The sequence below is a fragment of the Sulfuricystis multivorans genome (assembly GCF_003966565.1).
GTDB lineage: Bacteria > Pseudomonadota > Gammaproteobacteria > Burkholderiales > Rhodocyclaceae > Sulfuricystis > Sulfuricystis multivorans.
The window spans coordinates 1,504,117-1,529,207 of sequence record NZ_AP018718.1; the positions used below are offsets into that span (position 1 = coordinate 1,504,117).

The 25,091-nt window shown below is 64.1% G+C and carries 23 protein-coding genes; 13 read left to right on the forward strand and 10 right to left on the reverse strand.

What is annotated here, in order from left to right:
- From EL335_RS07535 to smc, 5 genes are read right to left on the reverse strand one after another with little or no spacing between them, the layout of a single operon-like run.
- Complete coding sequence (locus EL335_RS07535; RefSeq protein ID WP_126445583.1) at positions 1-846, reverse strand: 3',5'-nucleoside bisphosphate phosphatase; 846 nt, start codon at positions 844-846, stop codon at positions 1-3.
- Positions 843-1,718: a UTP--glucose-1-phosphate uridylyltransferase GalU gene (gene galU / locus EL335_RS07540; RefSeq protein WP_126445585.1), complete on the reverse strand. Its 876-nt coding sequence runs from the start codon at positions 1,716-1,718 to the stop codon at positions 843-845. Before galU ends, EL335_RS07535 begins: the two co-directional genes overlap by 4 nt.
- Positions 1,715-3,739 carry an NAD-dependent DNA ligase LigA gene (ligA, locus tag EL335_RS07545; RefSeq protein WP_126445587.1) on the reverse strand — a complete coding sequence of 675 codons (2,025 nt, stop codon included), beginning with the start codon at positions 3,737-3,739 and terminating at the stop codon, positions 1,715-1,717. The genes galU and ligA overlap by 4 nt, the downstream gene beginning before the upstream one ends.
- Positions 3,739-4,899 carry a cell division protein ZipA C-terminal FtsZ-binding domain-containing protein gene (locus EL335_RS07550; protein WP_126445589.1) on the reverse strand — a complete coding sequence of 387 codons (1,161 nt, stop codon included), beginning with the start codon at positions 4,897-4,899 and terminating at the stop codon, positions 3,739-3,741. The genes ligA and EL335_RS07550 overlap by 1 nt, the downstream gene beginning before the upstream one ends.
- On the reverse strand, positions 4,896-8,402 hold the full coding sequence (gene smc / locus EL335_RS07555; RefSeq protein ID WP_126445591.1) for a chromosome segregation protein SMC: 3,507 nt from the start codon (positions 8,400-8,402) through the stop codon (positions 4,896-4,898). The genes EL335_RS07550 and smc overlap by 4 nt, the downstream gene beginning before the upstream one ends.
- An 86-nt stretch (positions 8,403-8,488) precedes the next feature.
- Between smc and bioB the strand changes: the two genes are divergently transcribed.
- On the forward strand, positions 8,489-9,430 hold the full coding sequence (gene bioB, locus EL335_RS07560) for a biotin synthase BioB (RefSeq protein ID WP_126445593.1): 942 nt from the start codon (positions 8,489-8,491) through the stop codon (positions 9,428-9,430).
- Here bioB and bioD read toward each other — a convergent pair.
- Positions 9,417-10,046: a dethiobiotin synthase gene (gene bioD / locus EL335_RS07565; protein WP_126445595.1), complete on the reverse strand. Its 630-nt coding sequence runs from the start codon at positions 10,044-10,046 to the stop codon at positions 9,417-9,419. The two genes, bioB and bioD, sit on opposite strands and share 14 nt — an antisense overlap.
- Positions 10,047-10,060: 14 nt before the next feature.
- On the opposite strand from bioD, the gene EL335_RS07570 reads away from it, so the two are divergent.
- The 5 genes from EL335_RS07570 to EL335_RS07590 all read left to right on the forward strand — a co-directional run bounded on the left by EL335_RS07570 (position 10,061) and on the right by EL335_RS07590 (position 15,558).
- A complete protein-coding gene (locus EL335_RS07570) occupies positions 10,061-11,335 on the forward strand; it encodes an adenosylmethionine--8-amino-7-oxononanoate transaminase (RefSeq protein WP_126445597.1) in 1,275 nt (424 codons plus the stop codon).
- Positions 11,314-12,420 carry an aminotransferase class I/II-fold pyridoxal phosphate-dependent enzyme gene (locus tag EL335_RS07575; RefSeq protein WP_126445599.1) on the forward strand — a complete coding sequence of 369 codons (1,107 nt, stop codon included), beginning with the start codon at positions 11,314-11,316 and terminating at the stop codon, positions 12,418-12,420. Before EL335_RS07570 ends, EL335_RS07575 begins: the two co-directional genes overlap by 22 nt.
- Positions 12,417-13,040 (forward strand): alpha/beta fold hydrolase, encoded by a 624-nt coding sequence (locus EL335_RS07580; protein WP_126445601.1) that lies wholly within the window; start codon positions 12,417-12,419, stop codon positions 13,038-13,040. Before EL335_RS07575 ends, EL335_RS07580 begins: the two co-directional genes overlap by 4 nt.
- On the forward strand, positions 13,033-13,779 hold the full coding sequence (locus EL335_RS07585; RefSeq protein WP_126445603.1) for a methyltransferase: 747 nt from the start codon (positions 13,033-13,035) through the stop codon (positions 13,777-13,779). The genes EL335_RS07580 and EL335_RS07585 overlap by 8 nt, the downstream gene beginning before the upstream one ends.
- Before the next feature lie 801 nt (positions 13,780-14,580).
- A complete protein-coding gene (locus tag EL335_RS07590) occupies positions 14,581-15,558 on the forward strand; it encodes a hypothetical protein (protein ID WP_126445605.1) in 978 nt (325 codons plus the stop codon).
- Here EL335_RS07590 and EL335_RS07595 read toward each other — a convergent pair.
- A complete protein-coding gene (locus tag EL335_RS07595; protein WP_172600056.1) occupies positions 15,539-16,720 on the reverse strand; it encodes an ISL3 family transposase in 1,182 nt (393 codons plus the stop codon). The two genes, EL335_RS07590 and EL335_RS07595, sit on opposite strands and share 20 nt — an antisense overlap.
- A 283-nt stretch (positions 16,721-17,003) precedes the next feature.
- Positions 17,004-17,204 (reverse strand): DUF2905 domain-containing protein, encoded by a 201-nt coding sequence (locus EL335_RS07600; RefSeq protein WP_126445609.1) that lies wholly within the window; start codon positions 17,202-17,204, stop codon positions 17,004-17,006.
- 81 nt (positions 17,205-17,285) lie between these two features.
- On the opposite strand from EL335_RS07600, the gene queF reads away from it, so the two are divergent.
- The 7 genes from queF to prmB are packed head-to-tail and all read left to right on the forward strand — an operon-like array spanning position 17,286 to position 23,702.
- On the forward strand, positions 17,286-17,705 hold the full coding sequence (gene queF / locus EL335_RS07605) for a preQ(1) synthase (protein WP_126445611.1): 420 nt from the start codon (positions 17,286-17,288) through the stop codon (positions 17,703-17,705).
- A gap of 2 nt (positions 17,706-17,707) precedes the next feature.
- Entirely contained in the window at positions 17,708-18,433 is a 726-nt protein-coding gene (locus EL335_RS07610) for a DUF2189 domain-containing protein (protein WP_126445613.1), read from the forward strand.
- Positions 18,430-19,635, forward strand: coding sequence for a succinyldiaminopimelate transaminase (gene dapC, locus EL335_RS07615; RefSeq protein ID WP_126445615.1), 1,206 nt, complete (start codon positions 18,430-18,432; stop codon positions 19,633-19,635). Before EL335_RS07610 ends, dapC begins: the two co-directional genes overlap by 4 nt.
- Before the next feature lie 15 nt (positions 19,636-19,650).
- Positions 19,651-20,469, forward strand: a complete 819-nt coding sequence (gene dapD, locus EL335_RS07620) for a 2,3,4,5-tetrahydropyridine-2,6-dicarboxylate N-succinyltransferase (RefSeq protein ID WP_126445617.1) — start codon at positions 19,651-19,653, stop codon at positions 20,467-20,469.
- Between the two features lie 11 nt (positions 20,470-20,480).
- The gene (locus tag EL335_RS07625) at positions 20,481-21,653 is read left to right on the forward strand and encodes a PilT/PilU family type 4a pilus ATPase (RefSeq protein ID WP_172600057.1); all 1,173 of its coding nucleotides are present in this window, start codon (positions 20,481-20,483) and stop codon (positions 21,651-21,653) included.
- A complete protein-coding gene (gene dapE, locus EL335_RS07630) occupies positions 21,653-22,789 on the forward strand; it encodes a succinyl-diaminopimelate desuccinylase (RefSeq protein ID WP_126445619.1) in 1,137 nt (378 codons plus the stop codon). Before EL335_RS07625 ends, dapE begins: the two co-directional genes overlap by 1 nt.
- A 22-nt stretch (positions 22,790-22,811) precedes the next feature.
- Positions 22,812-23,702 (forward strand): 50S ribosomal protein L3 N(5)-glutamine methyltransferase, encoded by an 891-nt coding sequence (prmB, locus tag EL335_RS07635; RefSeq protein WP_172600058.1) that lies wholly within the window; start codon positions 22,812-22,814, stop codon positions 23,700-23,702.
- Here the strand turns inward: prmB and EL335_RS07640 are convergent.
- Together EL335_RS07640 and EL335_RS07645 are read right to left on the reverse strand one after the other, a co-directional pair.
- Positions 23,697-24,326 (reverse strand): YbhB/YbcL family Raf kinase inhibitor-like protein, encoded by a 630-nt coding sequence (locus EL335_RS07640; RefSeq protein WP_126445623.1) that lies wholly within the window; start codon positions 24,324-24,326, stop codon positions 23,697-23,699. The genes prmB and EL335_RS07640 overlap by 6 nt on opposite strands.
- Before the next feature lie 14 nt (positions 24,327-24,340).
- Positions 24,341-25,078, reverse strand: a complete 738-nt coding sequence (locus tag EL335_RS07645; RefSeq protein WP_126445625.1) for a pseudouridine synthase — start codon at positions 25,076-25,078, stop codon at positions 24,341-24,343.
- Between the last annotated feature and the right edge of the window lie 13 nt (positions 25,079-25,091).

A 25,091-nucleotide genomic window follows, 5' to 3' on the forward strand; every position in this document is an offset into this window, starting at 1 on the left:
TCATTCCTCCCAGGCGGTCCACACCGGCGTCAGTCCTTCCGGCAACGGCGGCAGGCGACCGAGATCGGCATAGCTCTCGCCCGGGCCGTGAAAATCCGAGGCGCGCGAGGCGAGGAAGCCGAATTCGCGGGCAATGGCGGCAAATTCGCGCATTTCGGCATCGCTGGCGCTGCCTGAGACCACTTCGATGCCTTGCCCGCCGCAGTCCCTGAAGGCGCGATACAACTCGCGCCGTTCGCCGGCGGCGAGGCGATAGCGGCCCGGATGGGCGATCACCGCGATGCCGCCCGCGCCGCGGATCCAGCCCACCGCCTCGGCAAGCTCGGCCCAGGCATGGCTGACATAGCCGGGCTTGTCCTTGGCGAGCCAGTGCTCGAAAACCGTCTTCACATCCGGCGCGAAGCCGCGCTCGACGATGTAGCGGGCGAAATGCGAACGCGAGATCAGCGCCGGATTGCCGACATACTTCAGCGCCCCTTCATAGGCGCCGTCGATGCCTACCTTGGCGAGTTCCTGCGCCATCAGGACGGCACGCGCATCGCGGCCGCTGCGTACCCTTGCGAGCCCCGCGCGCAGGGTCTCATCGCGCGGGTCGAAATTCAGTCCGACGATGTGCACGGTCTGATCGTCTCCCCACGAGACGGAAATCTCGACGCCGGTGACGAAGCGCAAACCGAGCGTCGCTGCCGCCGCCATCGCTTCGTCGAGTCCGCCGATTTCGTCGTGATCGGTCAGCGCCAGCAGATCGACGCCATTGGCATGGGCACGGCTGACCACCGCGGCCGGCGCGAGCAGCCCGTCGGAGACGGTCGAATGGCAATGCAGGTCGGGGTTCGACGGCATCATCGCAGCAGATCCGACGATTTCAGCCAGGCCGCGAAATCGGCGCCGACTTCGGGGTGGCGCAGCGCATATTCGACCGTGGCGCGCAGATAGCCGAGCTTCGAGCCGCAGTCATAGCGCACCCCGCGGTAACGGTAGGCGAGCACCTGCTGTTCAGCGAGCAGCGCCGCAATCGCGTCGGTGAGCTGGATCTCGCCACCCGAGCCGGCCTGGGCGTTTTCCAGATACGCGAAGATGCGCGGGGCCAGCACGTAGCGGCCGACCACCGCCAGCGTCGAGGGGGCGGCCTCGGGCTTCGGCTTCTCGACGATGGCCGTCACCCGCTCGACACGCTCGGCCAAAGGCTGCGCGGCGACGATGCCATAGCTTCCGGTGTCCTCGCGCGGCACGTCCTGCACACCGAGGATCGAGCAGCGGTAATAGTCGTAGGCTTCGACCATCTGCTTCATCACCGGCACCTCACCGTCGAGCAGGTCGTCGGCCAAGAGCACCGCGAAGGGTTCATCGCCGACCACCGGCTTGGCGCACAGCACTGCGTGCCCGAGACCGAGCGCCTCCGCCTGGCGGATGTAGATGCAATTGATGTGCTTGGGCAGGAGATTGCGGACGAAATCGAGCAATTCCGTCTTGCCGCGCCGTTCCAGCTCGCTTTCCAGTTCGTAAGCCTTGTCGAAGTGATCCTCGATCGCGCGTTTCGAGCGGCCGGTGACGAAGATCATGTCGGTGATGCCGGCGGCGACCGCCTCCTCGACCGCATACTGGATCAGCGGCTTATCGACGATCGGCAGCATCTCCTTTGGACTGGCCTTGGTGGCGGGCAGAAAACGGGTACCCATGCCGGCGACAGGAAAAACCGCCTTGGTAACTTTACTCATGACTTCAATAGCTCCCTCAATTGCTTTTCATCGAGCATGGTAATGCCCAATTCCTGCGCCTTGGTGAATTTGCTGCCGGGGTCTGTGCCTACGACGACGTAATCGGTCTTCTTCGACACCGAGCCGGCGATCTTGCCGCCCTTCTCCTCGATCAGCGCCTTGGCCTGATCGCGTGTCAGCGTCGGCAGCGTGCCGGTGAGCACGAAGGTCTTGCCGGCAAGCGGGGCCGGCGCGGCACGCCTGCTGGTTTCTTCCGGCCAACGCACGCCGGCGGCGATCAGCGCCTCGATCACCTTACGGTTGTGCGGTTCGGAAAAGAAGTGGGCGATCGATTCGGCCACCACCGGCCCGACTTCCGGCACCTGCTGCAGCGCAGCGACATCCGCGCGCATCAAGGCTTCGAGCCGGCCGAAATGACGCGCGAGGTCCTTGGCCGTCGCCTCACCGACGTTGCGGATGCCGAGCGCATAGATGAAGCGCGCCAGCGTGGTCTGACGGCTCTTGTCGATCGCGGCAAGGAGATTCTGCGCCGATTTCTCGCCCATGCGCTCGAGATTCGCCAGTGTCGGCAGATCCAGCCGGTAGAGATCGGCCACCGTGGCGACGATGCCCTGATCGACCAGCTGATCGACCAGTTTCTCGCCCAGGCCTTCGATGTCCATCGCACGCCGCGAGGCAAAGTGGAGCAAGGTCTGCTTGCGCTGCGCGGGACAGAACAGGCCGCCGGTGCAGCGCGCGATCGCCTCGCCTTCGGGCTTTTCGACTCGTGATCCGCACACCGGGCAGTGGGTCGGCATCACGAACGGATGCGTGTGCGGCGGGCGCCGCTCCGGGACGATGGCGACCACCTCGGGGATCACGTCGCCGGCGCGGCGGACGATCACGGTATCGCCCACGCGCACGTCCTTGCGATGCACTTCGTCTTCGTTGTGCAGGGTCGCGTTGGTCACCGTGACGCCGCCGACGAACACCGGCGCAAGTCTGGCCACCGGGGTGAGTGCGCCGGTACGGCCGACCTGCACGTCGATCGCCAGCACCGTCGTCAACGCCTCTTCGGCAGGAAACTTGTGGGCGATCGCGAAGCGCGGCGCGCGCGCGACGAAACCCAGGCGCTCCTGGTCGGCAAGATCATCGACCTTATAGACCACGCCGTCGATGTCGTAGGGCAAGCTGCGGCGCTGCCTGCCGATGCGTTCGAAATAGCCGAGCAGCCCACGCGCGCCCTGCACCACCGCCCGCTCGCGCGCCACCGGGATGCCCCAGCTGGAAAGCCGCGCCATCATCTCGGAATGCAAAGTCGGCGTAGGCCGGACGGCACCCGCATCGGCCACGCCATAGGCGTAGAAGCGCAGCGGCCGCTGGGCGGTGATCTTCGGGTCGAGCTGGCGCAGACTGCCCGCCGCGGCATTGCGCGGATTGGCGAATTCCTTTTCGCCGGCGGCGCGCTGACGCTCGTTGAGTTTCTCGAAATCGCGCTTGAGCATCAGCACCTCGCCGCGCACCTCGATGAGCGGCGGCACATCCGCGCCCGCAAGACGCAGTGGAATGTTGCGCACGGTGCGCAGATTCTGTGTCACGTCCTCGCCAGTGAAGCCGTCGCCGCGCGTCGCGCCCTGCACGAAGAGGCCGTCCTCGTAGCGCAAGGTGATCGCCAGGCCATCGAACTTCGGCTCGCAGGCATAGGAAATCACCACCTTGCCGAGCCCCTCGCGGCAGCGGCGGTCGAACGCTTCCACCTCCTCCGCGGAAAACGCATTGTTGAGCGAGAGCATCGGCACTCTATGGCGCACCTCGCGAAACGCAGACAGCGGCTGGCCGCCGACGCGCTGGGTCGGCGAATCCGGCGTGACGAGCTCGGGATATTCGGTTTCGAGCTGCTGCAGCGCCCGGAACAACTTGTCATACTCGGCGTCTGGGATCGTTGGTGCGTCGAGCACGTAATAGGCATAGTTGTGGCGCTCGATCTCGGCGCGCAATTGCGCCGCACGGGCGGCGACCTCTGCGGGAACTTTCGTGGCCATCAGGCGAACAACCGCAAGGCGCGCACCCCGCCGGGCACGATGCCGCGATCACGCATGCGGCTTTGCAGCTCGACGATGCGGCTTCTGATGATGTCGATCGTCGCTTCGGGCAGCGGCTTGCGCTGCGCGTCGGCCAGCTGCCCGCCGAGCGCCGTGGCGCACTGCCGAGCGAAATCGAGAAGACGCTCGAACGCCTGCGCGCCGGCAGCCACGCGCGGCACATCGAGAGTGAAGATCAGATCGGAAAGCTCGTTCGCCGCGACATGTGCGGCCGGGAAGGTCTTCGCCGCGCGGCAGATCAGCGCGAAAGCCTCGCTGCCGTCCTGATTGCTGGCGACGAAGCGCTCGCCTTCGAGACGCAGACCGGCGCGCTCGAGGAGCGGCGCGAGCCGAGCACCGGAGAGGCGCGGGGTGGTCCTCGGCAGCACGTGCAGCGTCAGTTGCAGATCCACCGAGGCGCAAAACGCATCGAGTTCCTGCGCCCGTTCGAGCAGCGCTCCGGTTTCCGGCATCTCGATGCTACCGACGAAGCGCTGCGCCAGCCGTTTCATGCCCTCAACGAAGGTCGCCAGTGTTTCCGCGCTCACGGCGCCGAGACGATCGACCAGCTGCAACGCGACGGCCAGATGCTTGACGCTGCCCGAATCGTCCGGCAGCAGCGTGTGCCAATGACCGCTATGCTCATCCAGGCCCAGCCACTGTACCGGCTTGTCGATGCGGGCCGACCAGTCGTGATATTCCTCGCGCAGCACTCGCACGGGCACCGGTGCGACGAACTCGATGCGCACCAGGCAATCGACGCTGCCATCGCTCCATTCAGCCGGTACGGGGGGGATACCCTCCTCTTCGACGTCGAGCAGCAAATCCACTTCCCCGGCCGGCATGGCGGATTCAGGCTCGAGCGGCAGATCGGCCTCCATGAAACTCGGCTCAGGCAGACCGGCACCCGGCGACGACAGGCTCGGCTCGATCCTCTTCGCAGGCTGCGGGGAAGCGGTTTCCTCTCCAGGAGATTGGGTCGCCGCCCTGGCAGCAGCGGATGCCTTCGCCTCGCGCTCTTTGCGCGCCAGGAAACGCTTTTCCTGAATGCGGTTGTAAAGCCAGACGGCGAGTACCAGCACCACGCCGAAGACGATCAGTGCAATCTGCAGATCTTTCATGCCGCCGCCTCCTTGTCCGCCATGCGCAGGGCTTCTTCGATGTCGACCTCGACGACGCGCGACACACCCTGTTCCTGCATGGTCACGCCGATCAGCTGCTGGGCCATCTCCATCGTGATCTTGCTGTGTGTGATGAAGACGAACTGCGTGACGCGCGCCATGCGCTTGACCATTTCACAGTAACGCACCGTGTTCGAATCGTCGAGCGGCGCGTCGACCTCGTCGAGCATGCAAAACGGCGCCGGATTGAGCTGGAACAGCGCGAACACCAGCGCGATCGCGGTGAGCGCCTTCTCGCCGCCGGAGAGCAGATGGATCGTCGAATTGCGTTTGCCGGGCGGCTGCGCCATGATCTGGATGCCGGCATCGAGGATTTCCTCGCCGGTCAAAATCAGCTTCGCCTCGCCGCCCCCAAACAGCTCCGGGAACAGCGCGCCGAAATTGGCATTCACTTTGTCGTAGGTCTCCTGCAACTGCTCGCGCGTCTCGCGATCGATGCGGCGGATCGCGTCTTCGAGCGTGCCGATCGCGGTGGCCAAATCGGCCGACTGCTCGTCGAGGAAGCCCTTGCGCTCCTTGGCGCTTTCCAGCTCTTCGAGCGCGGCCAGATTGACCGGTCCCAATGCCTCGATCTCGTTGGCAAGCCGCGTGATTTCCGCCTGCAAGGCGCTGTCGCGCAGGTTGGCCGTCAATTCGGCGGCCAGCGCCGCCTCGTCCTCGGGCCTTACGACATGGGCTTCCTTGAGCCGCTCCTGGAACTGTTCGACATTGAGCTTGGCCGCCTGCTGCTTGAGCTTCAGTTCGTTGATCCGCTCACGCGCCGGTAGCAGGGACTGCTCGATCTTCAGACGCTCCTCGTCGAGGCTGCGCAGCGCTGCGGCGGCCGCTTCGAGTTCGTTGCGACGCTTGGCCAGCGTGGTCTCCTGCGCAGCTTTCGTCGCCAGCGCCGTCTGTAATTGCTGCTGGCAGACTTCGTCGCTGATCGCGGCCAGTTCCTGCGACGCCTCTCCGCGCTCCTGGGCCACCTGGGCCAGCTGGCGGCGCGCGGTCTCAAAGGCGCGTGCGTTGTCTTCGAGCTTGCCACGGCATTCCTTCTCGGCGAAGCCCGCCTCCTGCGCCTCGCGGGCGAGCTGGTGTTCGAGCGCGCGCGCCTCGCGCAGCGCCGTATCGAGCTGGCGCTGGCGTTCCAGTGCCGCTTCCATGCGCGCGCGCGCCGCTGCCAATGCTTCGCGCGCGCGAAAGGCTTCGTCCTCGGCGGCGACGAGAGCGGCTTTCTCCTCTTCCTCGACGCGCGCGATCTCGTCGAGATCGCGCGTCAATTGCGCTACCCGCTCCTCGAAACGCGCCTGCGCCTGACCGAGCTTGAGGGCCTCGACCTGGGCGGCATGCCGGCGGCTTTGCGCCTCCTGCACGGCGCGCCGCGCCTCGGTAAGCTCGCGTTGGCCGGCAGCGACCGCCTGCTCGGCGGCGAGTTGCGCTTCACGCGCCGCGCTCTGGGCCTCTTCGAGCACCTCGATCTGCGCGGCCAGCTGCTCGAGCTCGCGCTGGCGCTCGATGACGCCGTGGGTCTTGACGTCGGGAACGTAGAGCGTAAGCCCCGCCGGCGTCGCCAGATGGCCGGCGCGACCGATACGCCGACCCGCGCCTTCCAGCAAGTCGGCAACGTCCTCGACGATGCGCACGTCACCGAGCCATTCGTCGAGCAACGCTGCCCAGCGCATATCGCGGCAGCGCACCTGGGTGCGCAGGCTGTCGGCCGGTGGCGCGACACTGGGGCCATCACCCGGCAGAGCCAGCGTAACGGTGGCCGGCGGCGGCGTGGTCAGGGCTTTTTGCAGCGCCTCGCGGCTCGCCGGCACGGCCATCAGCTTTTCGCGCAGCACCGCCTCGACGGCGGTCTCCCAGCCTGGTTCGACGTCGAGTGCATGCCAAAGCGGTTCGGCATCCGCCAACCCCAAGTCGGCGAGCCAGCCGGGAAGATCGCCTCCCCGTCCGACACGTGACTGCAATTGCGCCAGCGCATCGTGCCGCGCCCGCGCGGAGGTAGTGGCCCGATGGGCGGCGGCCAATGTTTCGCGCCGCTCGCGCAAGGCCGCTTCCAAGGCCGGCTGGCGGGCCTGTGCTTCGGCAAGATGCGCCTGGGCAACTTCCAGCGCAGCCTCGGCCTCTGCCTCGGCTTCTTGGGCAGCGGCGAGTTCTGCCGCATCGGGCGCGATGAGCTGGGAGCGCTCGGCATCGAGCCGGCCCTTGCGCTGGGCGAGATTATCGAGCGCGCGCAGCGCATGGCCGCGATCGGCCTCGGCGAGCCGTAACGCCTGTTCGGCGGCATTCAAGGCCTTGCGCGCCTCGGTGACCTGGGCCTCGGCTTCCCTGACGGCCTCCTCGGCTTCTGGCAAACGCGCGGCCGCCTCCTCGTGGCGGGCCGCCGCGGTGACGGCGCGGCTGCGCGAGTTTTCCAGCAGCGCATTCCAGCGCAGCTCTTCCTCCTCGAGGCGGCGCATCTCGGCCGACCAGTGAGCTTCCTGCGCATCGAGCTGGGCAAGGCGACCTTCCAGCCGGGCGCGGGCATCGCGCAGGTGGGAGATCTCGGTTTCGAGACGCTTGACCTCGGCATTGGCCGCGTACATCTCGGCCTGGGCGGCATGCAGTGCGTCCGAGGCGGAAAAATGCGCCTCACGGGCCTGTTCGACGCGCAGCTCGAGCTCGCGCAGCCGCGCCGTCTCGGCCTCGACTGCGTTGATCTGCTCGGCGACCTGGCGTGCCAGGCGCTCGGCCTCGGCCTGTGCGTCATTGCGCTTCTTGAGCCATAACAAGCTCTGACGACGATTGAGCCGGGCTTGCAGATCGCGGTAACGCCGCGCCACTTCGGCTTGCGCTTCGAGGCGCTCCACCTGGCCGGCGAGCTCGTTGCGAATGTCGTCGACGCGAGCGAGGTTTTCGCGCGCGTCTTCGAGACGGCCCTCGGTTTCCTTGCGCCGTTCCTTGTATTTCGTCACGCCGGCCGCTTCTTCGAGGAACCAGCGCAATTCCTCGGGCTTGGACTCGATGATGCGCGAGATCATCCCCTGGCCGATGATCGCGTAGGCGCGCGGCCCCAGGCCGGTGCCGAGGAACAGGTCGATCACGTCGCGGCGGCGCACGTGCAGGTTGTTGATGTAGTAGTTGGAATTGCCGTCGCGATCGAGGGTGCGCTTGACGGTGATCTCGGCGTATTGCCCCCACTGGCCGCCGACCCGCCCTTGCGAATTGTCGAAGAACAGCTCGACGCTGGCCCGGCCGACTTCCTTGCGCGTGCCGGAGCCCTTGAAGATCACGTCCTGGATCGATTCGCCACGCAGTTCGGAGGCCTTCGATTCGCCCAGCACCCAGCGCACCGCGTCGATGATGTTCGATTTGCCGCAGCCGTTGGGACCGACCACCCCCACAAGCTGGTTCGGGAACACCACGGTGGTCGGCTCGACGAAGGATTTGAAGCCGGCGATCTTGAGCTTGGTAAGACGCACGTCGGAAAATGTCCAGGGAATGTAGCTGGGGATTATAGTGCCCGCTAAAGGGTAGAATCCGCGCCCCACCCTTACCAGGACTCGCCATGCCAAGCCCGACACCGATCGATACCGATGCGGTCGAAGCGCTCTTCGCGTTGCCCTTCAACGATCTCATCTACCGCGCGCAGACCGTGCACCGCCAGCATTTCGACCCAAACCAGGTGCAGCGCTCGACGCTGCTGTCGATCAAGACCGGCGGCTGCTCCGAGGATTGCGGCTATTGCTCGCAATCGGCGCGCCGCGATACCGGCATCGGCCGCGGCAAGCTGCTCGATCTCGAGGAAGTCGAGCTCGCGGCCAAGGCCGCCAAGGAAAAAGGCGCGACGCGTTTTTGCATGGGCGCCGCCTGGCGCGGGCCGAAGGACGGCGACCTCGACAAAGTGATCGAAATGGTGCGCGCGGTAAAAAACCTCGGCATGGAAGCCTGCCTGACGCTTGGGCTCCTGGCGCCGGGGCAAGCCGAGAAGCTCGCCGCGGCTGGCCTGGACTACTACAACCACAATCTCGACACCGGAGCCGAGTATTACGACCAGATCATCACCACGCACAGCCAACAGGCGCGCATGGAAACCCTGATGAGCGTGCGTGGGGCCGGTATCAAGATCTGCTGCGGCGGCATCATCGGCATGGGCGAGAGCCGCCGCGTGCGCGCGTCCTTGATTGCCCAGTTGGCGAACCTGAACCCGCCGCCGGAATCGGTGCCGATCAACCACCTCGTCGCGATTCCCGGCACGCCGCTGGAAAACGCGCCGCCGCTCGATCCATTCGAGTTCGTGCGCACCATCGCTTGCGCTCGCATCACGATGCCGACTTCCTATGTCCGGCTGTCCGCCGGCCGGCAGCAGATGAGCGATGAGCTGCAGGCGCTGTGCTTCCTGGCCGGGGCGAATTCGATCTTCTATGGCGATAAGCTGCTCACTTCCGGCAACCCGGAGGTGGCGCACGACGAGGCGCTGTTCGCGCGGCTCGGGCTCACAGGCTGCTAGCGAGTCTCGCCAGGCCCGCCGCATCGTCGCGGCGCAAGGCCACGATCGGAATGTCGCCGACGTGAGGAGTCAGCGATGCCAGCGTCTCCTCGACGCTCACCGTGCTGTCCGCGGTTTCATTGACGATCAGCCGTGCGGGACGGATGCCGACTTCGCGCAGCGCAGCGAGCGCCGTGAGCGTGTGCGAGAGCGCACCCAGATGAGTGCCGGCAACGAGCAGCGTCGGCACTTCGAGGGCTACGATCCAGTCGCGCACCGTGTGTTGCGCCGTCAGCGGCACCATCATGCCTCCCACGCCCTCGATGAGCAGGAGTCCATCATTCGTAGCGATCTCGTCTCGGCACCAGGCGACGAGCGCATCGAAGTCGATGCTTTTGCCCTCCTTCGCCGCCGCGAGATCGGGCGAGAAGGGCGCCTGATAGCACCATGCCGTCCTGCCAGCGCCGATTCTGGCGAGATCGGACTCGGCATGACGCGCCGGATCGTAGCCGGAGACCACCGGCTTGATCGCCCGCACCGGTCTATCCTGCTCGCGACACGCCGCGATCAAGCCCGCGCAAAGCCAGGTTTTGCCAAGGTCGGTGCCCGTCGCGGTAATAAAATAACTTTTGCCCATCGCGCCATTTTCCCATGACTTGTATCGACGCCCTTTGGCTCCCCTACACCCAGATGGCCACCGCGCCTGCCCCTTTGCCGGTGGTTGGCGCGCAAGGGGTACGGATTCGGCTCGCCGACGGCCGCGAGCTGATCGACGGTATTTCCTCGTGGTGGACGATGTGCCACGGCTATCGCCATCCGCACATCGTCGCGGCCGTCAAGGCGCAGCTCGACACCCTGCCGCATGTGATGTTCGCCGGCCTCGTCCATGAGCCGGCACTGAAACTCGCCCGGCGGCTCGTCAAGCTGCTGCCGGGCACACTCGAGCGCGTCTTCTTCTCCGAATCCGGTTCGGTCGCGGTCGAAGTGGCGCTCAAGATCGCCGTGCAGTATTGGCGCAACCGCGGCGAGGACCGGCATGCCTTCGTCGCCTTCAAGGATGGCTACCACGGCGACACGCTGGGCGCCCTCTCCGTCACCGATCCAGGCTGCGGCTTTCACGCTGCGATGTCCGCCTATCGCGTCCCGCAATTCTTCGCCGCGCTGCCGCGCGATGCGGCCACGCGCGCCGCGCTCGATGACTTGCTGGAAAAACATCGTCTCGACATCGCCGCGGTGATCGTCGAGCCGCGCGTGCAGGGCGCCGGCGGCATGCGTTTTCACGATCTCGCCACACTGCGCGCCATCCGGGCTGCCTGCGATGAACACGGCGTGCTGCTCATCCATGATGAGATCATGACCGGCTTCGGCCGCACCGGCCAGATGTTCGCCTCCCCTGCCGACGCGCCGCCAGACATCCTGTGCCTGTCGAAGGCGCTCACCGGCGGCACGCTGCCACTTGCCGCCACCGTCGCCAGCGATCATGTTTTCGCCGCGTTTTGCTCCGCACGCGCCGAGGATGCCTTGATGCACGGCCCGACCTTCATGGCCAATCCGCTCGCCTGCGCGGCGGCGAATGCCTCGCTCGATCTGTTCGAGACCGAGCCGAGACTAGAGCAGGTCGCAGCGATCGAAGCGCAGATGAAGCGCGAGCTCGCACCCTGCCGCGCTCTGCCTGGTGTCAGCGATGTGCGCGTCATGGGCGCGATCGGCGTGGTGCAGCTCGAGCACCCCGTCGCCGCCGCCTTGCGCCCGGCCTTCATCGAACGCGGCGTGTGGGTGCGGCCGTTCGGCGACATCGTCTATCTCACCCCGCCCTTCGTGATCGAACCGGCAGATCTGAGCACGCTCGCCACGGCGGTCTGCGAAGTCGTAGCCGAGTGGTCGAAACAGGTCCACCGCCTTCCATGCCCGATCTCGACGCCCTGATCGCGCCGCGGCTTGTGCAGCTCGATGCGGCGAATCTTCGGCGCAGGCTCGTCGCGATCGATCCGTCGCTCGTCGATGTCGCCTCGAACGACTATCTGGGGCTCTCTCGCCATCCGCTCGTCATCGAGCGCGCCTGTGAATGGACCACTAAGCATGGCGCCGGCAGCCGCGCCTCCAGGCTCGTCACCGGCACCAGCGATGAACTGCTGGCGCTGGAAGCACGGCTCGCCCGCTTCAAGGGCAGGGAAGCCGCGCTGATCTTCGCCAGCGGCTTTCAGCTCAACAGCTCGGTGCTGCCGGCCTTGCTGGAACTGGGAGACGCGCCGCTCGTCTTCACCGATCGCTTGAACCACGCCAGCCTCCATGCGGGCTTGCGCGGCGTCAAACAAATCCGCTTTCGCCACAACGACCTCACGCATCTCGAAGAACTGCTGATGAGCCATCCGGGCAAGACGCGCTGGATCGTCACCGAGTCGGTGTTCAGCATGGACGGCGACACGGCCGATGTCGCCGCGCTCGCGGCGCTGGCGGAAAAGCATGGCGCTTTTCTCTATCTCGACGAGGCCCATGCCACCGGCGTGCTCGGGCCGCAGGGCAGCGGGCTTTCGCAAGGGCGGGCCACCGTGACGATGGGCACGCTCGGCAAGGCCCTGGGCGGCGCGGGGGCCTATGTCGCTGGCTCACAGGCATTGATCGACTGGCTGATCAACCGCTGCGCCGGCTTCATCTACAGCACCGCGCCGGCGCCGGCGGCCTTGGGCGCGCTCGATGCGGCGCTCGATCTCGTGCCGACGATGGATGCCGAGCGGGCACGGCTGATGCGGATGGCCGATGCCTTGCGCAGCGCGTTGCAATCGTGCGGCTTCGACACTCTGGCCTCGTCGACCCAGATCGTCCCCGCCGTGTTCGGACAAGCGCGCCGCACGCTCGAAGCGGCGGCAAAACTCCGTCAGGCAGGCATCCTCGCCGTCGCGATCCGTCCGCCGACGGTGCCCGTCGGCACGGCGCGGCTGAGGTTCTCACTTTCGGCGGCGCTTTCCGACGGCCAGTTCGAGCGGCTGCTTGCGGCGGTAAAGACCCTGTGAGCACGGTCGTCTTCGTCCACGGCTGGGGCTACGATGCGCACCTGTGGGATGAGGTGCGCGCCTTGCTCGACCCGACGCTTGGCATCGTCACCCTCGATTTCGGCTACTTTGGTGCCGCCTCACCAGCGCCGACTCTCGATGAGCCCGTCCTCGCCGTCGGCCATTCGCTCGGCGTCTTGTGGTGGCTTGCGCAATCGGCCATTCCCTGGCGGCGCCTGCTGTCGATCAACGGCTTTCCGCGCTTCACCGCCAGCGCGGATTACCCAGGGGTTGCGCCGCGGCTGCTCTGTCGCATGCAGCAGCAGTTTCGGAAAGCGCCCGCGACGGTGCTCGCCGATTTTCATGCGCGCTGCGGCGGGCACGCGCCTTTTGGCTTGCCGAACCTCGCGCGCCTTGCGGCCGGGCTCGATGCGTTGGGCGAGTGGGATGGCCGTGCGCGGCTCGCCTCGCGCCGCAGCGATGTCGTCGCGCTGGCTGGAACGAACGATCCGATCGTCCCTGCTGCGATGAGTCGCATGGCCTTCGGGACGGTCGAATTCATCGATACCACGGGGCACCTGCTCCCCGAGACCCATCCGGAAATCTGCGCCCGCTGGATCGAAAGGCTCGCCGATGCGTGATGTCGCGCAACGCTTTTCTGCCGCCGCAGACAGTTACGACGCCCATTCGGCGGCGCAGCGCCATGCCGCGCAGCGTCTTGCCGAGCATCTCGTGCGCTGCCGCTTGCCGCCGCGCCCGCGCGTGCTGGAGATCGGCTGCGGCACCGGGCATCTGACGGTGCTATTGGCGCAGCAATTGCCCGGCGCGCAGATCTTGGCCACCGACCTCGCGCCGCCGATGGTCGCGGCCTGTCGCAGGCGACTGGGCAACAACCCCCGCCTTGCCTTCGTCGCGATGGACGGCAGCCGACCCGCCGTGAAAGGAAAGTTCGATCTGATCTGCGGCAATCTGGTCGCGCAATGGTTCGACGATCTGCCCGCCGCCTTCGCGACGCTGGCCGCACTGCTGGCGCCTTCGGGTGTGATGTTGATGAGTTTGCCGGGCGAAAAGACCTTTTGCGAGTGGCGTGCGGCCCACGCCCGGCATGGTTTGCCCCCCGGCACGCGCAAACTGCCGACACGAGACGATTGCCTGGCGGCCCTGCCGCCGGGTGAAAACACGCTCGAGTGTGAATACTGGCGCGACCAGTATGCCGATGGGCTTGCCTTTCTGCGTAGCTTACGCGCGATCGGCGCCGATACGCCCGCCGCTGGTCACAAGCCACTCGCCGTCGGCCAGCTGCGGCGCGTGCTGGAAACACTGGGTGTTGCCCCCCAGCTGACCTATGAATTTTTCTTGCTGATCCATCAGAGGAAATAGGAGACTGACCCCGACTTTTTGGGCTGTTTGGCAGCTCACCAGGCGGCGGCACCCTCCTCGCCACGCTGAAGAAAGAACTGCTGACGATCTCCAATGTTTCGTCTCATTTTGTCTATGCAGAGCCGGCCGTGGGAGAGGCCGCGAGGGCGGGTGTTTATTTTGCGCATGGCCATTTCATCCTCCCCGGCTGACATTGTCCGTCATGCGCGTAAGTAAGAGAGTTACCAGCAGAATGGTGTCGGTTATTTTTACATTCAGTAGGTACCACTGCGGGTATAAATTAAGTAACTAAATGATTTACTGAAATAGTTTCCATTTCATGAAATTTGGCTCAAATTTTGCTATGAGCCCCACGTACGCGTCCCGCCTCAAATTCTTTTGGACATGTACCGCCCCCAAAATTCTTGTAGTACTGATTTGCAGTTCATGCAGCCTTGCGGATCGCTTGAGCCTGCAGGACTTCAAAGGATAGATGAAGCCCAGTTTTTGGCTGCGGCCACTATGCTTAGCTTCGGGTGCGACGAAGTTTGCTTGCGCCGGAACTTCGTTTTCAAGACTCGTTTTCAAGACGCCAATGGCGATTGTAGCGATCCCTGAACTCGGTGACAGCCTGCCGCACTTCGCACTTATTCGATGTTGCGGAAGAAGCGTCCATGAATGCTTGCTCCTTCAGCGTCCGTTTGAAGCGTTTGGTCATGCCGTTGGTCTTGGGTTTCGAGACGATGGCGAAGTTATATTGCTTGGGCCATTCCCAAGTATCTGCAATATTTTTTCCTGTTCTTAGACATAGGAGTCAAAATCATGAAATATCCAAGGATTGCATTAGTAATATCAGCATTTGTTGCGTTGTCATATTCGACAAGCAGCGCTGCCAGCCCAATTGAAGTCTCTCTAGATGCGCTGAAATTCGTTGTAAAGAACCAAACATCGATTGCAGCTTCCTTTGCGGTTGCCCACACCCAAAATGGAAGTGGGGAGCCTGGTTCTAGAGTTTGTGGTCCGAAGGTTAGCGAAACTGGAGATGCAGTCAGTTGTAATACTAGCGATTTTTTCAATCATCAGAACATTGGCAATGACACAGCGATTTCTGATGCGTTTGGGATTAGTTGGGCACTAGGATTCCGGGGTGAAGCTACAGCACATGCTAGTGTATTAAAAGGAGATTTTGCAGCAGCAGGAGCATACGCCCGTGGAGGTGCTGCAGTCACAGCTACTGACGGTTCTCTCGGCGCAACAGGTATGACGAAAGCTACTGCTTCGTTTTCGCTCGGAGGGCTGACGCTCCGCGCCTCGAAGAAAGACCCTGAATTATATTCTTTACTAGTGTCCGATTTACCGCTATGGAGTTTGCCTGAAGATTTTTTTGATAAAGAGATTTCTGGAATATCACATAATGCATTTATTACACTCCCTCCCAGCCTATCAAAAGGAGTTCCTGACCATATATTTTGGGCCTTGGATCTTCTGCTTGATGGCGCCTCAGGTCAGCTAACTGTATCAAATTATGGTCTATCTGTAACATCTCCTCTAACTTCTGCTGATTTTATAGACTTATCTACTGCAGCTGAAAGCGTGTATCAACTCAGTGGTTCCGGTGATTTCACTATTGATATTCCGTTCCTCGATCTTAATGCTCCAGAGCAGGTTATAACCTTTGATGAAATGTCTCTTACAGTTGCAGCGATGCCAGAGCCTACCTCGTTACTTTTGGTATTCCTAGGACTTGCCTGTATTGCAGGCATTCGCACAACGCGGCTGTTCACGGGTTTCCTACGGTAGGAATCTGGGTCTGACATGGTGTCTTTGGCATTTTGGTATAGAGGAACGACGAAGTGTCCTCAGTGTTGAGCTGGAAGATCTTGAGCTTGAAATACTCCATGTCGCGGAAGCCCCTGGCGCGGCGGCGCAAGAGCGCAATGGAGACGTTGCCGGCCTCCAGACGCGAGGTCGTGATCGGATGATCGGCGTAAGCGCAGATGCCGGTGCGGTGCGACTGCAAGGTCTTCACGAAGGCAGCCAGTCCGGTGATCTTGGCGGCCTTGGCCATGCCGCACCAGTCATCGAGACGCTGCGCCATCTCGGCGATCGTGGAGTTGGGTTGCCACAGGCGCTGCAACTGCTCCTTGAGCGCGTAGAGCGAGGCCAGTGGTTGATTCAGCGCCAGCAGTTGATCCAGTCGTCCCTGGTCGGTTTCCTTGAGGGTCGTGCGATTCGACAACAGCAGCCACAGGCTGCCCTTGATCGTTTGCTGGCCGGTCAGGTCGCCCAGGGTCTTGGCGGCCTTGAACTCGGCCCGGCGGCAATCACGGATCACCTTGCTGAACATCTGCATGACGTGGAAGCGATCGAAGACGATCGCCGCGCCCGGCAGCGACTCGCGCACGGCGGCGATATAGGCCGCTCCCATGTCCAGCGCCACCGCCTGGATGCCTTCAGCACACTCCTGCGACAGGGCGTCAAGGCATTCGATCAGCACGGCGGACTCGCGACCCTCCTTCACCCACAGGATGCGGCCGGAGTTCGTTCCGGGCGACAGGTCATAGACCAGGGTGAAGTAGCTTTGCCCCTTGGCGCGGGCGACTTCATAGACGCCGAGGTAACGAATCCCGGTCAGGGTTTGCGGCCGAGGGATCGGGATCGTCTCGGCCAAGTGGGCGCATTCGATCGCTTTCACCGAGTCCCACGACAGGCCCGTGTGACGCGCCACCGTCGAAATCGGCATGTGCCGGGCCATGCCGGCAATCAGGCGGGCGTAGCGTTTCGTCACACGCGCCTTGGGCGCCACGAACGACAGATGCTCGACACGCACGTGGCCGGGCGACAAGAAGGTCTCGGCATACTCGATCTCGATCTCGCAGCGGTGCCCGCCCAGCGGCACGTCCAGCACCGTCCGCCGCAACAGGCGATTGACCGAACCGCGCCGCCCAGTGCGGTGATCCATCGGCCGACGCCGCCGGCGCACGCCCGCTGCCGACGAGAGAGGAATGTCTGGCCACATTGCCGCCAGGGGACAACCGCATCGAAACCGAACACTGGGTCGATCGCCCCCCCAAGGCATCGACTTTCTGCGTAGCTTACGCGCGATCGGCGCCGATACGCCCGCCGCGGGTCACAAGCCACTCGCCGTCGGCCAGCTGCGGCGCGTGCTCGCGACACTGGGCCCTTTGCCGCAGCTGAGCTATGAATTCTTCTTTCTGATCCACGGCCAGCGCTGCTGGCGAGACTCACCTGCGCCACCACCAGAAAATCAGCGTCAGCAGCAGCGAAAGCAGAATCGATGAGGTGAGCGGAAAATAAAAATCGAAATGCTCGCGCTCGATGTGGATGTCACCGGGCAAACGGCCGAAGGGCAGGCGCGACAGCCACGGCCAGAGCGCGCCGACGGCAACGATGAAGAGACCGAGGAGGATCAGCGTCTTTTGCATAGGCCTATCAAGGGGCGGTTCCGAACGATATAAGCATTGTGCGCATTTATAATCCCGTCAAGCACATTGCCGCATCCGACCATGCCTTCCCAGCCCTCGAAGACCCTCGAAACCTTCCCCAATCCGGCGCCGCAGCGCGATTACCGGATCCACATGGAGATTCCGGAATTCACCTGCCTGTGTCCAAAGACCGGCCAGCCGGATTTCGCGGTGCTGACCCTCGATTACGTGCCGGACCAGCTCTGCATCGAATTGAAGAGCCTCAAACTCTACATCTGGAGCTTCCGCGACGAGGGGCATTTCCATGAGGCGGTGACGAACCGCATCCTCGATGACCTCGTCCAGGCGACGAAGCCGCGCTTCATGCGGCTTGCCGCGCGCTTCTTTGTCCGTGGCGGCATCTTCACCAACGTCGTCGCCGAACATCGCAAGAAGGGCTGGAAACCAAAGCCGCGCATCGAACTCGACGATTTCCCGGCCCAGTCGAACACGCGCGGCTGATCATGACGCCCCACCCATTCGGCTTTGCGGACATCGGCCGGGCGCTCGCCGAAGGCTGGGTCATGACGAAAGCCACGCTGGCGGCCAGCCTCGTCTATGCTGGACTGTTCGCGCTGATCGGCGCACTCATCCTCGGCGGGTTGCTCCTCGAGGGTTTCACCCCCTTCGTGATCGCCGCGGCGGGCGCCTTCATGCTCGTCGGCCCGGCGCTCCTCGCCGGCTTCTTCGGCATCGCCCGCGCCCATGAATCGGGTGCAAAAGTCGGCGTTGGCGACACGGCACGGGGCTTCGCCGCCGCCGCACCGGCGCTGTGGGCGCTCGCGCTCGTCTGCGCGTTGCTATTCATGATCTTCGTCACCGACGCGGCGATCCTCTACAGTTACATGGTCGGCGGCACGCCGGTGTGGTTGGCCGATTTGCCGCCAGTCGCGCCGGGGGTGGCGAATTTCCTGCTCTGGGGCGCGGTCTCGGGCTTCGTGATCGCTTTCTTGCTCTATTGCGTCTCGGTCTTTTCGGTACCGCTCCTGGCCGAGCGCCGCGCCGGCCTCGTCGATGCCGTCGTCGCCAGCGTGCGCGCCGTCTTCGGCAATTTCATCCCAGCCATGGCCTGGGCCTTCCTGCTATCGTTTCTGATCATCGGCAGCATCCTGTTCCTGCCCCTGTTGCCGTTCGCCCTTCCCTGGCTGGCCTATGCCAGCCGAGCGCTTTATCGCCGTGTCTTTCCATGAATCCGAACCTCGACAAGCTCCAGCCCTACCCGTTCGAAAAGCTGCGCGCCCTGTTTGCCGGCAGCCGCCCGCCTGCCGATCTCCCGGAAATCAAGCTGCATATCGGCGAGCCGCAACACCCGACGCCGCAGCTCGTCAAGGATGCGTTGACGGCGAATCTCGCTGGCCTCGCGAACTACCCGGCCACCAACGGTTCGGAGGCGCTGCGCCAGGCGATCGCTGCCTGGGTCGGTCGCCGCTACGGCATCCCGGCACCCGATCCCGCGACCCAGGTGCTACCGGTCAATGGCTCGCGCGAAGCGCTGTTCGCGTTCGCCCAAGCAGTCATCGCCCCGCGCAAGCACGTCCAGCCCGTGGTGATTTCACCCAACCCCTTCTACCAGATCTACGAAGGCGCAGCCGTTTTGGCCGGCGCGCGGCCGTTCTATCTCAACACCTTGCCGGACAACGATTTCCGCATGGATTTCTCGCGCGTGCCGGAAGAGATTTGGCAGGCGACCCAGCTCGTCTATGTCTGCTCGCCGGGCAACCCTACCGGCAAGGTGCTGCCGCTCGAGGATTGGCAGACGCTGTTCGATCTTTCCGACCGCTATGGTTTCATGATCGCCGCCGACGAATGCTATTCGGAGCTCTATTTCGACGAGGACGAGCCGCCGCTGGGCAGCCTGGAGGCGGCGAAAAAGCTCGGCCGCGACGGTTACGAGAATCTCGTGATGTTCTCGAGCCTATCGAAACGCTCGAACGTGCCGGGACTGCGCTCGGGCTTCGTCGCCGGCGATGCGGCGATCCTGAAAGCATTCTGGCTCTATCGCACTTATCACGGCTGCGCGATGAGCCCGCCGGTGCAGGCCGCGAGCATCGCCGCCTGGAACGACGAAGCGCACGTGCGCGACAACCGTCGCCGCTACGCCGAGAAATTCGCCCAGGCCACGCCGCTCATCGCGCGGCATCTGAAAACCGCGTTGCCCGAGGCGGGCTTCTATCTCTGGGCCGACGTCTCGCCCACTGGGCTTTCCGACACCGAATTCACCCGCCGGCTGTATGCCCAATATAATGTGAGCGTCCTGCCGGGCAGCTTTCTCGCGCGCGAGGCAGCGGGCTGCAACCCCGGCCGGAATTTCGTGCGCATCGCGCTGGTCGCCGCAATCACGGAATGCATCGCTGCGGCAGAACGCATCCATGCCTTCTGCACCTCACTCTGAACACAAGGAACCGCCATGTCCGAACTGCAAAGCCTGATCGAACAATATTGGGAAGACCGCGCCAGCCTCAAACCCGGCGCAGCGCCGGCGCGTCTCGGTGAAGCCGTCAAGACCGTGCTCGACGAGCTCGACCGCGGCACCTTGCGCGTCGCCGAGAAGATCGACGGCCAGTGGGTCACTTACCAATGGGTCAAGAAGGCGGTGCTGCTGTCTTTCCGCCTCGAAGACAACGTCGTCATGGAGAGCGGCTGCCTGCGCTACTTCGACAAGGTGCCGACCAAGTTCGCCCGTTACGATACGCATCTGTTCCAGAAGGGCGGCTTCCGCGTCGTGCCGGGCGCCGTGGTGCGCCGCGGTTCCTACATCGCCCCGTCGGTCGTGCTGATGCCCAGTTTCGTCAATATCGGCGCCTACGTCGGCGAAGGCACGATGGTCGATACCTGGGCCACGGTCGGTTCCTGCGCCCAAATCGGCAAGAACGTGCATCTGTCCGGCGGCGTCGGCATCGGCGGTGTCCTCGAACCCCTGCAAGCCAATCCGACGATCATCGGCGACAACTGCTTCATCGGCGCGCGCTCCGAAATCGTCGAGGGCGTCATCGTCGAGGACGACTGCGTGATCTCGATGGGCGTGTTCATCGGCCAGAGCACCAAGATCTATGATCGCGCCACTGGCGAGATTCTCTATGGCCGCGTGCCGGCCGGCTCGGTCGTGGTCAGCGGCAATCTGCCCAGCAAGGATGGCAGCTACAGTCTCTACTGCGCGGTGATCGTCAAGAAGGTCGATGCGCAAACGCGCTCCAAGACCAGCATCAACGAGCTGCTGCGCGACTGAAGGACAGCGGCATGAGCGCGATGCACAAGCTGTTCCGGCTGATGGCGGAAAAGAACGCCTCGGACATCTTCGTCTCGGTGGGCGCCCCGATCAACATCAAGATCAATGGCATGGCACAGCCGGTGAATCAGCAGGTGATGGACAGCGCTACGGTGATGATGCTGCTCAAGGAGATCCTCACCGAGCGCCAGCTCGCCGAGTTCGAGACCACGCTCGAGCTGAACACCGGCTATGCACTCGAAGGCGTTGGCAATTACCGCATCTCGGTGATGCGCCAGAAGGGCACGCCAGCCTTCGTCGTGCGCTACATCCCGGCGCAGATTCCACGTCTCGAAACGCTCAACCTGCCGCCGGTGCTGGCCGAGATCATCATGGAAAAGCGCGGCCTGGTGCTGATGGTCGGCGCCACCGGTTCCGGCAAGACGACCTCGATCACCGCGATGCTCGACTACCGCAACGAGCGCATGTCCGGCCACATCCTGACGCTCGAAGACCCGATCGAATTCATCTTCAAGAACAAGAAATCGATCGTCAACCAGCGTGAGATCGGTTCCGACACGCGCGCCTTCCAGGTCGGCCTGAAGAACGCCCTGCGCCAGGCGCCGGACTGCATCTTCATCGGTGAGATCCGCGACAAGGAAACCATGACGCAGGCGATCGCCTACGCGCAATCCGGCCATCTGTGCCTGGCCACGCTGCATGCCAACAACAGCTACCACACGATGAGCCGCATCATCAGCTTCTATCCGCTGGAGAACCGCCCGGCGCTGTTGGCCGACCTGGCGGTGACCCTGAAGGCGATCATCTCGCAGCGACTGGTCAAGAAGCCGGACGGCACACGCATCCCGGCTTGCGAGGTGATGCTCAACTCGCGTTACATCGGCGAACTGATCGAGAAGGGCGACCTCAACGCGATCAAGGAGGCGATGGAACAGAGCATGTCGCCCGGCTCGCAGACCTTCGAGCAGGCACTGCACGCCCTCTACCGCGCGGGCACCATCACGCTCGAAGAAGCGCTCGCCAACGCCGATTCGGCGAACAACCTGCACTGGCTGATCAACAACACCGAGCTGGAAAAGAAGACGGAAGAGAAACCGCGCGTGCCGCTCACCGAGCCGGGCGCGGTCCAGACGACGACGGAAAACGGCGCCAGCTTCGCCGAATTCACGTTGCGGATCGATTGATGTCCGCCACGCTCGAACTCGCCAAGAACCTCATCGCACGCCGCTCGGTCACGCCGGAGGATGCCGGTTGCCTCGAGCTGATCGCCGCGCGCCTCGAACCCCTCGGCTTCGTCTGCGAGCGAATGGATAGCACCGGGCCGACGGGGCGCGTCGCCAACCTCTGGGCACGGCGTGGGCAAGCCAAACCGCTGGTGGTGTTCGCCGGCCATACCGACGTCGTCCCGCCCGGCCCACGCGATCGCTGGCATTCCGATCCGTTTCAGCCCGCCGAGCGGGAAGGCCATCTCTATGGCCGCGGCGCCGCCGACATGAAGACCTCGATCGCCGCGGCGATCACTGCGGTCGAGCGCCTGCTCGCCGTGGGCGAACCCAATGGCTCGCTCGCCTTCCTGCTCACCTCGGACGAAGAAGGCGACGCCACCGACGGCACGGTCAAGGTCGTCGAGACGCTGAAGGCCCGCAATGAGCGCATCGATTTCTGCATCGTCGGCGAGCCGACCTCGGTACATCGGCTGGGCGATACGATCAAGAACGGCCGGCGCGGCTCGCTTTCAGGCAAACTCACCGTCAAAGGCGTGCAAGGCCATGTCGCCTATCCGGAGAAGGTCAAGAACCCGATCCATCGCGCCGCCCCCGCGCTGGCGGAACTCGCCGCCGCGCACTGGGACATCGGCAACGAATTCTTCCCGCCGACCAGCTTCCAGATCTCGAACATCCATGCCGGCACCGGCGCCACCAACGTCGTGCCCGGGATTTGCGAGGTGTTGTTCAACTTTCGCTTTTCGACCGCCAGCAGCGCACAAAGCCTGCAAGAGCGCGTCCATCACATCCTCGACCGCCACGGCCTCGAATACGAGATCATTTGGACGCTCGGCGGCAAGCCATTCCTGACCCCGCCCGGCCGGCTGGTCGCGGCACTTTCCCACGCCATCGAAGCCGAGACCGGCATCGCGCCGGAACTGTCGACTTCCGGCGGCACCTCGGATGGTCGCTTCATCGCCGAGATCTGTCAGGAAGTGGTGGAGTTCGGGCCGGTGAATGCGACGATCCACCAGATCGACGAATGCATCGCGATCGCCGACATCGACCCGCTGTCACGCATCTATGAAGCCGCTTTCCGGGAATTGTTCTCCTGAAACTCGGCGCTGGCGACACGGCATGATGGAATCCCTGCTCGACGACCTGATCACCATCCGCGACTGGCTGCGCTGGGGTGTGAGCCGCTTCAACGAAGCGAAACTGTATTTCGGCCACGGCTGCGACAACGCGCACGACGAGGCCGCCTGGCTGATCCTGCATGCGCTGCATCTGCCGCCGGATCGGCTCGACCCGTATCTCGATGCGCGGCTGACCCGTCACGAGCGCCTCGCGGTGCTGGAACTCTTGCAGCAACGCATAGCAAAGCGCCTGCCGGCCGCCTATCTGACGCACGAGGCCTGGCAGGCGGGCTTGCGCTTCTATGTCGACGAGCGCGTGCTGATCCCACGTTCCTACTTCGCCGAGCTGCTGGTCGAAGGTTTCGCCCCCTGGGTCGAAGATCCGGCAGCGATCGCATCGGCGCTCGATCTGTGCACCGGCTCGGGGTGTCTGGCCATCCTGATGGCGCATGCCTTCCCAAACGCCCAGATCGACGCCACCGACCTCTCGGCCGATGCGCTGGAGGTCGCGCGCCGCAACGTCGCCGACTACCATCTCGAAGATCGCATCCGCCTCGTCCAGGGCGACCTGTTCGCGGGACTCGGCAAGCGCAAATACGATCTGATCATCAGCAACCCGCCCTATGTCACGGCGCAGGCGATGCGCGATCTGCCGCCCGAATATCGCCACGAGCCAGAAATCGCGCTCGCCGCCGGCGAGGACGGGCTCGACATCGTGCGCCGCATCCTGCGCAATGCCAGGCGGCATCTGAAAGCGAACGGCTTAATCGCCGTCGAGGTCGGCCACAACAAGGAGATCGTCGAGGCCGCCTTCCCTAAGCTGCCCTTCACTTGGCTCGATACCCCGAGCGGCGAAGGAAAGATCTTTCTCCTGCGCCGCGAGGATCTATGACTTGACTTTCGGATTGAGGCTATAGACACCCGTCAGGCTCGCCTGGGCGAGGATGTGCCCCTGCATCGCCGCCAGCGCCTCTTGGCCGGTGAATTTGCCCTCCAGCGGCAGACGCTCGAGGTCGAGCGCATAGACGGTGAATACGTAGCGGTGGCGCAGCTCGTCGTTCCACGGCGGGCAGGGACCGTCGTAGCCGTAGTAGTCGCCGCTCATGTCGCGGTCGCTGGCGAACCAGCCGGTGTAATCGTTGACGCCCTGGCGCGCGCCATGCGCCGCCGCCGGCCCTGCCTTGCCTCGTGGCGTGACGCCATTGGAGAACTCGCCCGCGGCGATGCTCGTCACGCTCGCCGGCAGATCGATCAGCACCCAATGGAAGAAATCGACGCGCGGCAGGCTGGCCGGCACCGTGCGGCCTTCCTGATTGACGTCGTCGCCCCGGCTCGGCACGTCAGGATCAACGCAGATCACCGCGAACGATTGCGTGCCCGCCGGCGCGCCGGTCCAGGCAAGCTGCGGATTGCGGTTGCCGCCGAGGCACACGTGCGCGGCCTCATCGGGCATGCAGAACGCGTATTCGCCAGGGATCCGTTCTCCATCCCTGAAACTGTTGCTGGTCACCTGCATGATCGTCCTCCTCGTCAAAAACGCTCGTCGGCCCCAAGGAAGCGCCACTGGCCGAGCGGTAGGTCGCCGAGTCTCACGCGGCCGATGCGCACGCGCTTGAGGCCCGTGACGCGCAGGCCGACCAGCTCGCACATGCGGCGGATCTGGCGCTTTTTGCCCTCTTTCAGGATGAATTGCAACTGGTCTTCGTTCTGCCAGCGCACCTGCGCCCGTTTCAAGGGCTTGCCGTCGAGGCTCAGGCCGTGGTTGAGCAATGCCAGGCCGCGCGCATCGAGCGTGCCCTCGACACGTACCAGGTATTCCTTCTCGATCACGCTGTCCGCGCCGATCAACTGTCTTGCAATGCGGCCATCCTGCGTCAGCACCAGCAGGCCGGTCGAATCGATGTCGAGCCGGCCGGCAGGCGCCAGCCCCTTCAGAATCGCCGGCTGGAAGCGCCGGATGTCACCAGTCATCTGGTGCGCGGGCTGAACCAACACCACGGCCGGCTGATGGCCGTCCTCGGCCTGCCCGGAAACGTAGCCCACCGGCTTGTGCAACAGAATCGTCGCCAGTTGCGCCTGCCGGTTCTGCGCCCGCGAGGCGAGCTCGATCTTGGCATCGGGCGCGCAGCGCGTACCAAGCTGCGTCACCTTCCGGCCATTGACGAACACCAGCCCCTGCTCGATGAAGGCATCGGCTTCGCGGCGCGAGCAGAGCCCGCGCTGCGCCATCAGTTTCGAGACCCGCTCGCCGGGTTGCGTATCATTCATGCTCACCATTCTA

What these genes read in the sequence shown, in the direction of transcription:
- queF (WP_126445611.1), top strand. Translation starts at nt 17,286, where the DNA reads ATGCCTTCCCAGCCCTCGAAGACCCTCGAAACCTTCCCCAATCCGGCG.
- EL335_RS07645 (WP_126445625.1), bottom strand. Translation starts at nt 25,078, where the DNA reads ATGAATGATACGCAACCCGGCGAGCGGGTCTCGAAACTGATGGCGCAG.
- galU (WP_126445585.1), bottom strand. Translation starts at nt 1,718, where the DNA reads ATGAGTAAAGTTACCAAGGCGGTTTTTCCTGTCGCCGGCATGGGTACC.
- EL335_RS07575 (WP_126445599.1), top strand. Translation starts at nt 11,314, where the DNA reads ATGCCCGATCTCGACGCCCTGATCGCGCCGCGGCTTGTGCAGCTCGAT.
- bioB (WP_126445593.1), top strand. Translation starts at nt 8,489, where the DNA reads ATGCCAAGCCCGACACCGATCGATACCGATGCGGTCGAAGCGCTCTTC.
- EL335_RS07640 (WP_126445623.1), bottom strand. Translation starts at nt 24,326, where the DNA reads ATGCAGGTGACCAGCAACAGTTTCAGGGATGGAGAACGGATCCCTGGC.
- EL335_RS07535 (WP_126445583.1), bottom strand. Translation starts at nt 846, where the DNA reads ATGATGCCGTCGAACCCCGACCTGCATTGCCATTCGACCGTCTCCGAC.
- EL335_RS07550 (WP_126445589.1), bottom strand. Translation starts at nt 4,899, where the DNA reads ATGAAAGATCTGCAGATTGCACTGATCGTCTTCGGCGTGGTGCTGGTA.
- EL335_RS07625 (WP_172600057.1), top strand. Translation starts at nt 20,481, where the DNA reads ATGAGCGCGATGCACAAGCTGTTCCGGCTGATGGCGGAAAAGAACGCC.
- prmB (WP_172600058.1), top strand. Translation starts at nt 22,812, where the DNA reads ATGATGGAATCCCTGCTCGACGACCTGATCACCATCCGCGACTGGCTG.
- EL335_RS07600 (WP_126445609.1), bottom strand. Translation starts at nt 17,204, where the DNA reads ATGCAAAAGACGCTGATCCTCCTCGGTCTCTTCATCGTTGCCGTCGGC.
- dapE (WP_126445619.1), top strand. Translation starts at nt 21,653, where the DNA reads ATGTCCGCCACGCTCGAACTCGCCAAGAACCTCATCGCACGCCGCTCG.
- bioD (WP_126445595.1), bottom strand. Translation starts at nt 10,046, where the DNA reads ATGGGCAAAAGTTATTTTATTACCGCGACGGGCACCGACCTTGGCAAA.
- ligA (WP_126445587.1), bottom strand. Translation starts at nt 3,739, where the DNA reads ATGGCCACGAAAGTTCCCGCAGAGGTCGCCGCCCGTGCGGCGCAATTG.
- dapC (WP_126445615.1), top strand. Translation starts at nt 18,430, where the DNA reads ATGAATCCGAACCTCGACAAGCTCCAGCCCTACCCGTTCGAAAAGCTG.
- EL335_RS07585 (WP_126445603.1), top strand. Translation starts at nt 13,033, where the DNA reads ATGCGTGATGTCGCGCAACGCTTTTCTGCCGCCGCAGACAGTTACGAC.
- EL335_RS07595 (WP_172600056.1), bottom strand. Translation starts at nt 16,720, where the DNA reads ATGGATCACCGCACTGGGCGGCGCGGTTCGGTCAATCGCCTGTTGCGG.
- EL335_RS07610 (WP_126445613.1), top strand. Translation starts at nt 17,708, where the DNA reads ATGACGCCCCACCCATTCGGCTTTGCGGACATCGGCCGGGCGCTCGCC.
- EL335_RS07590 (WP_126445605.1), top strand. Translation starts at nt 14,581, where the DNA reads ATGAAATATCCAAGGATTGCATTAGTAATATCAGCATTTGTTGCGTTG.
- dapD (WP_126445617.1), top strand. Translation starts at nt 19,651, where the DNA reads ATGTCCGAACTGCAAAGCCTGATCGAACAATATTGGGAAGACCGCGCC.
- EL335_RS07570 (WP_126445597.1), top strand. Translation starts at nt 10,061, where the DNA reads ATGACTTGTATCGACGCCCTTTGGCTCCCCTACACCCAGATGGCCACC.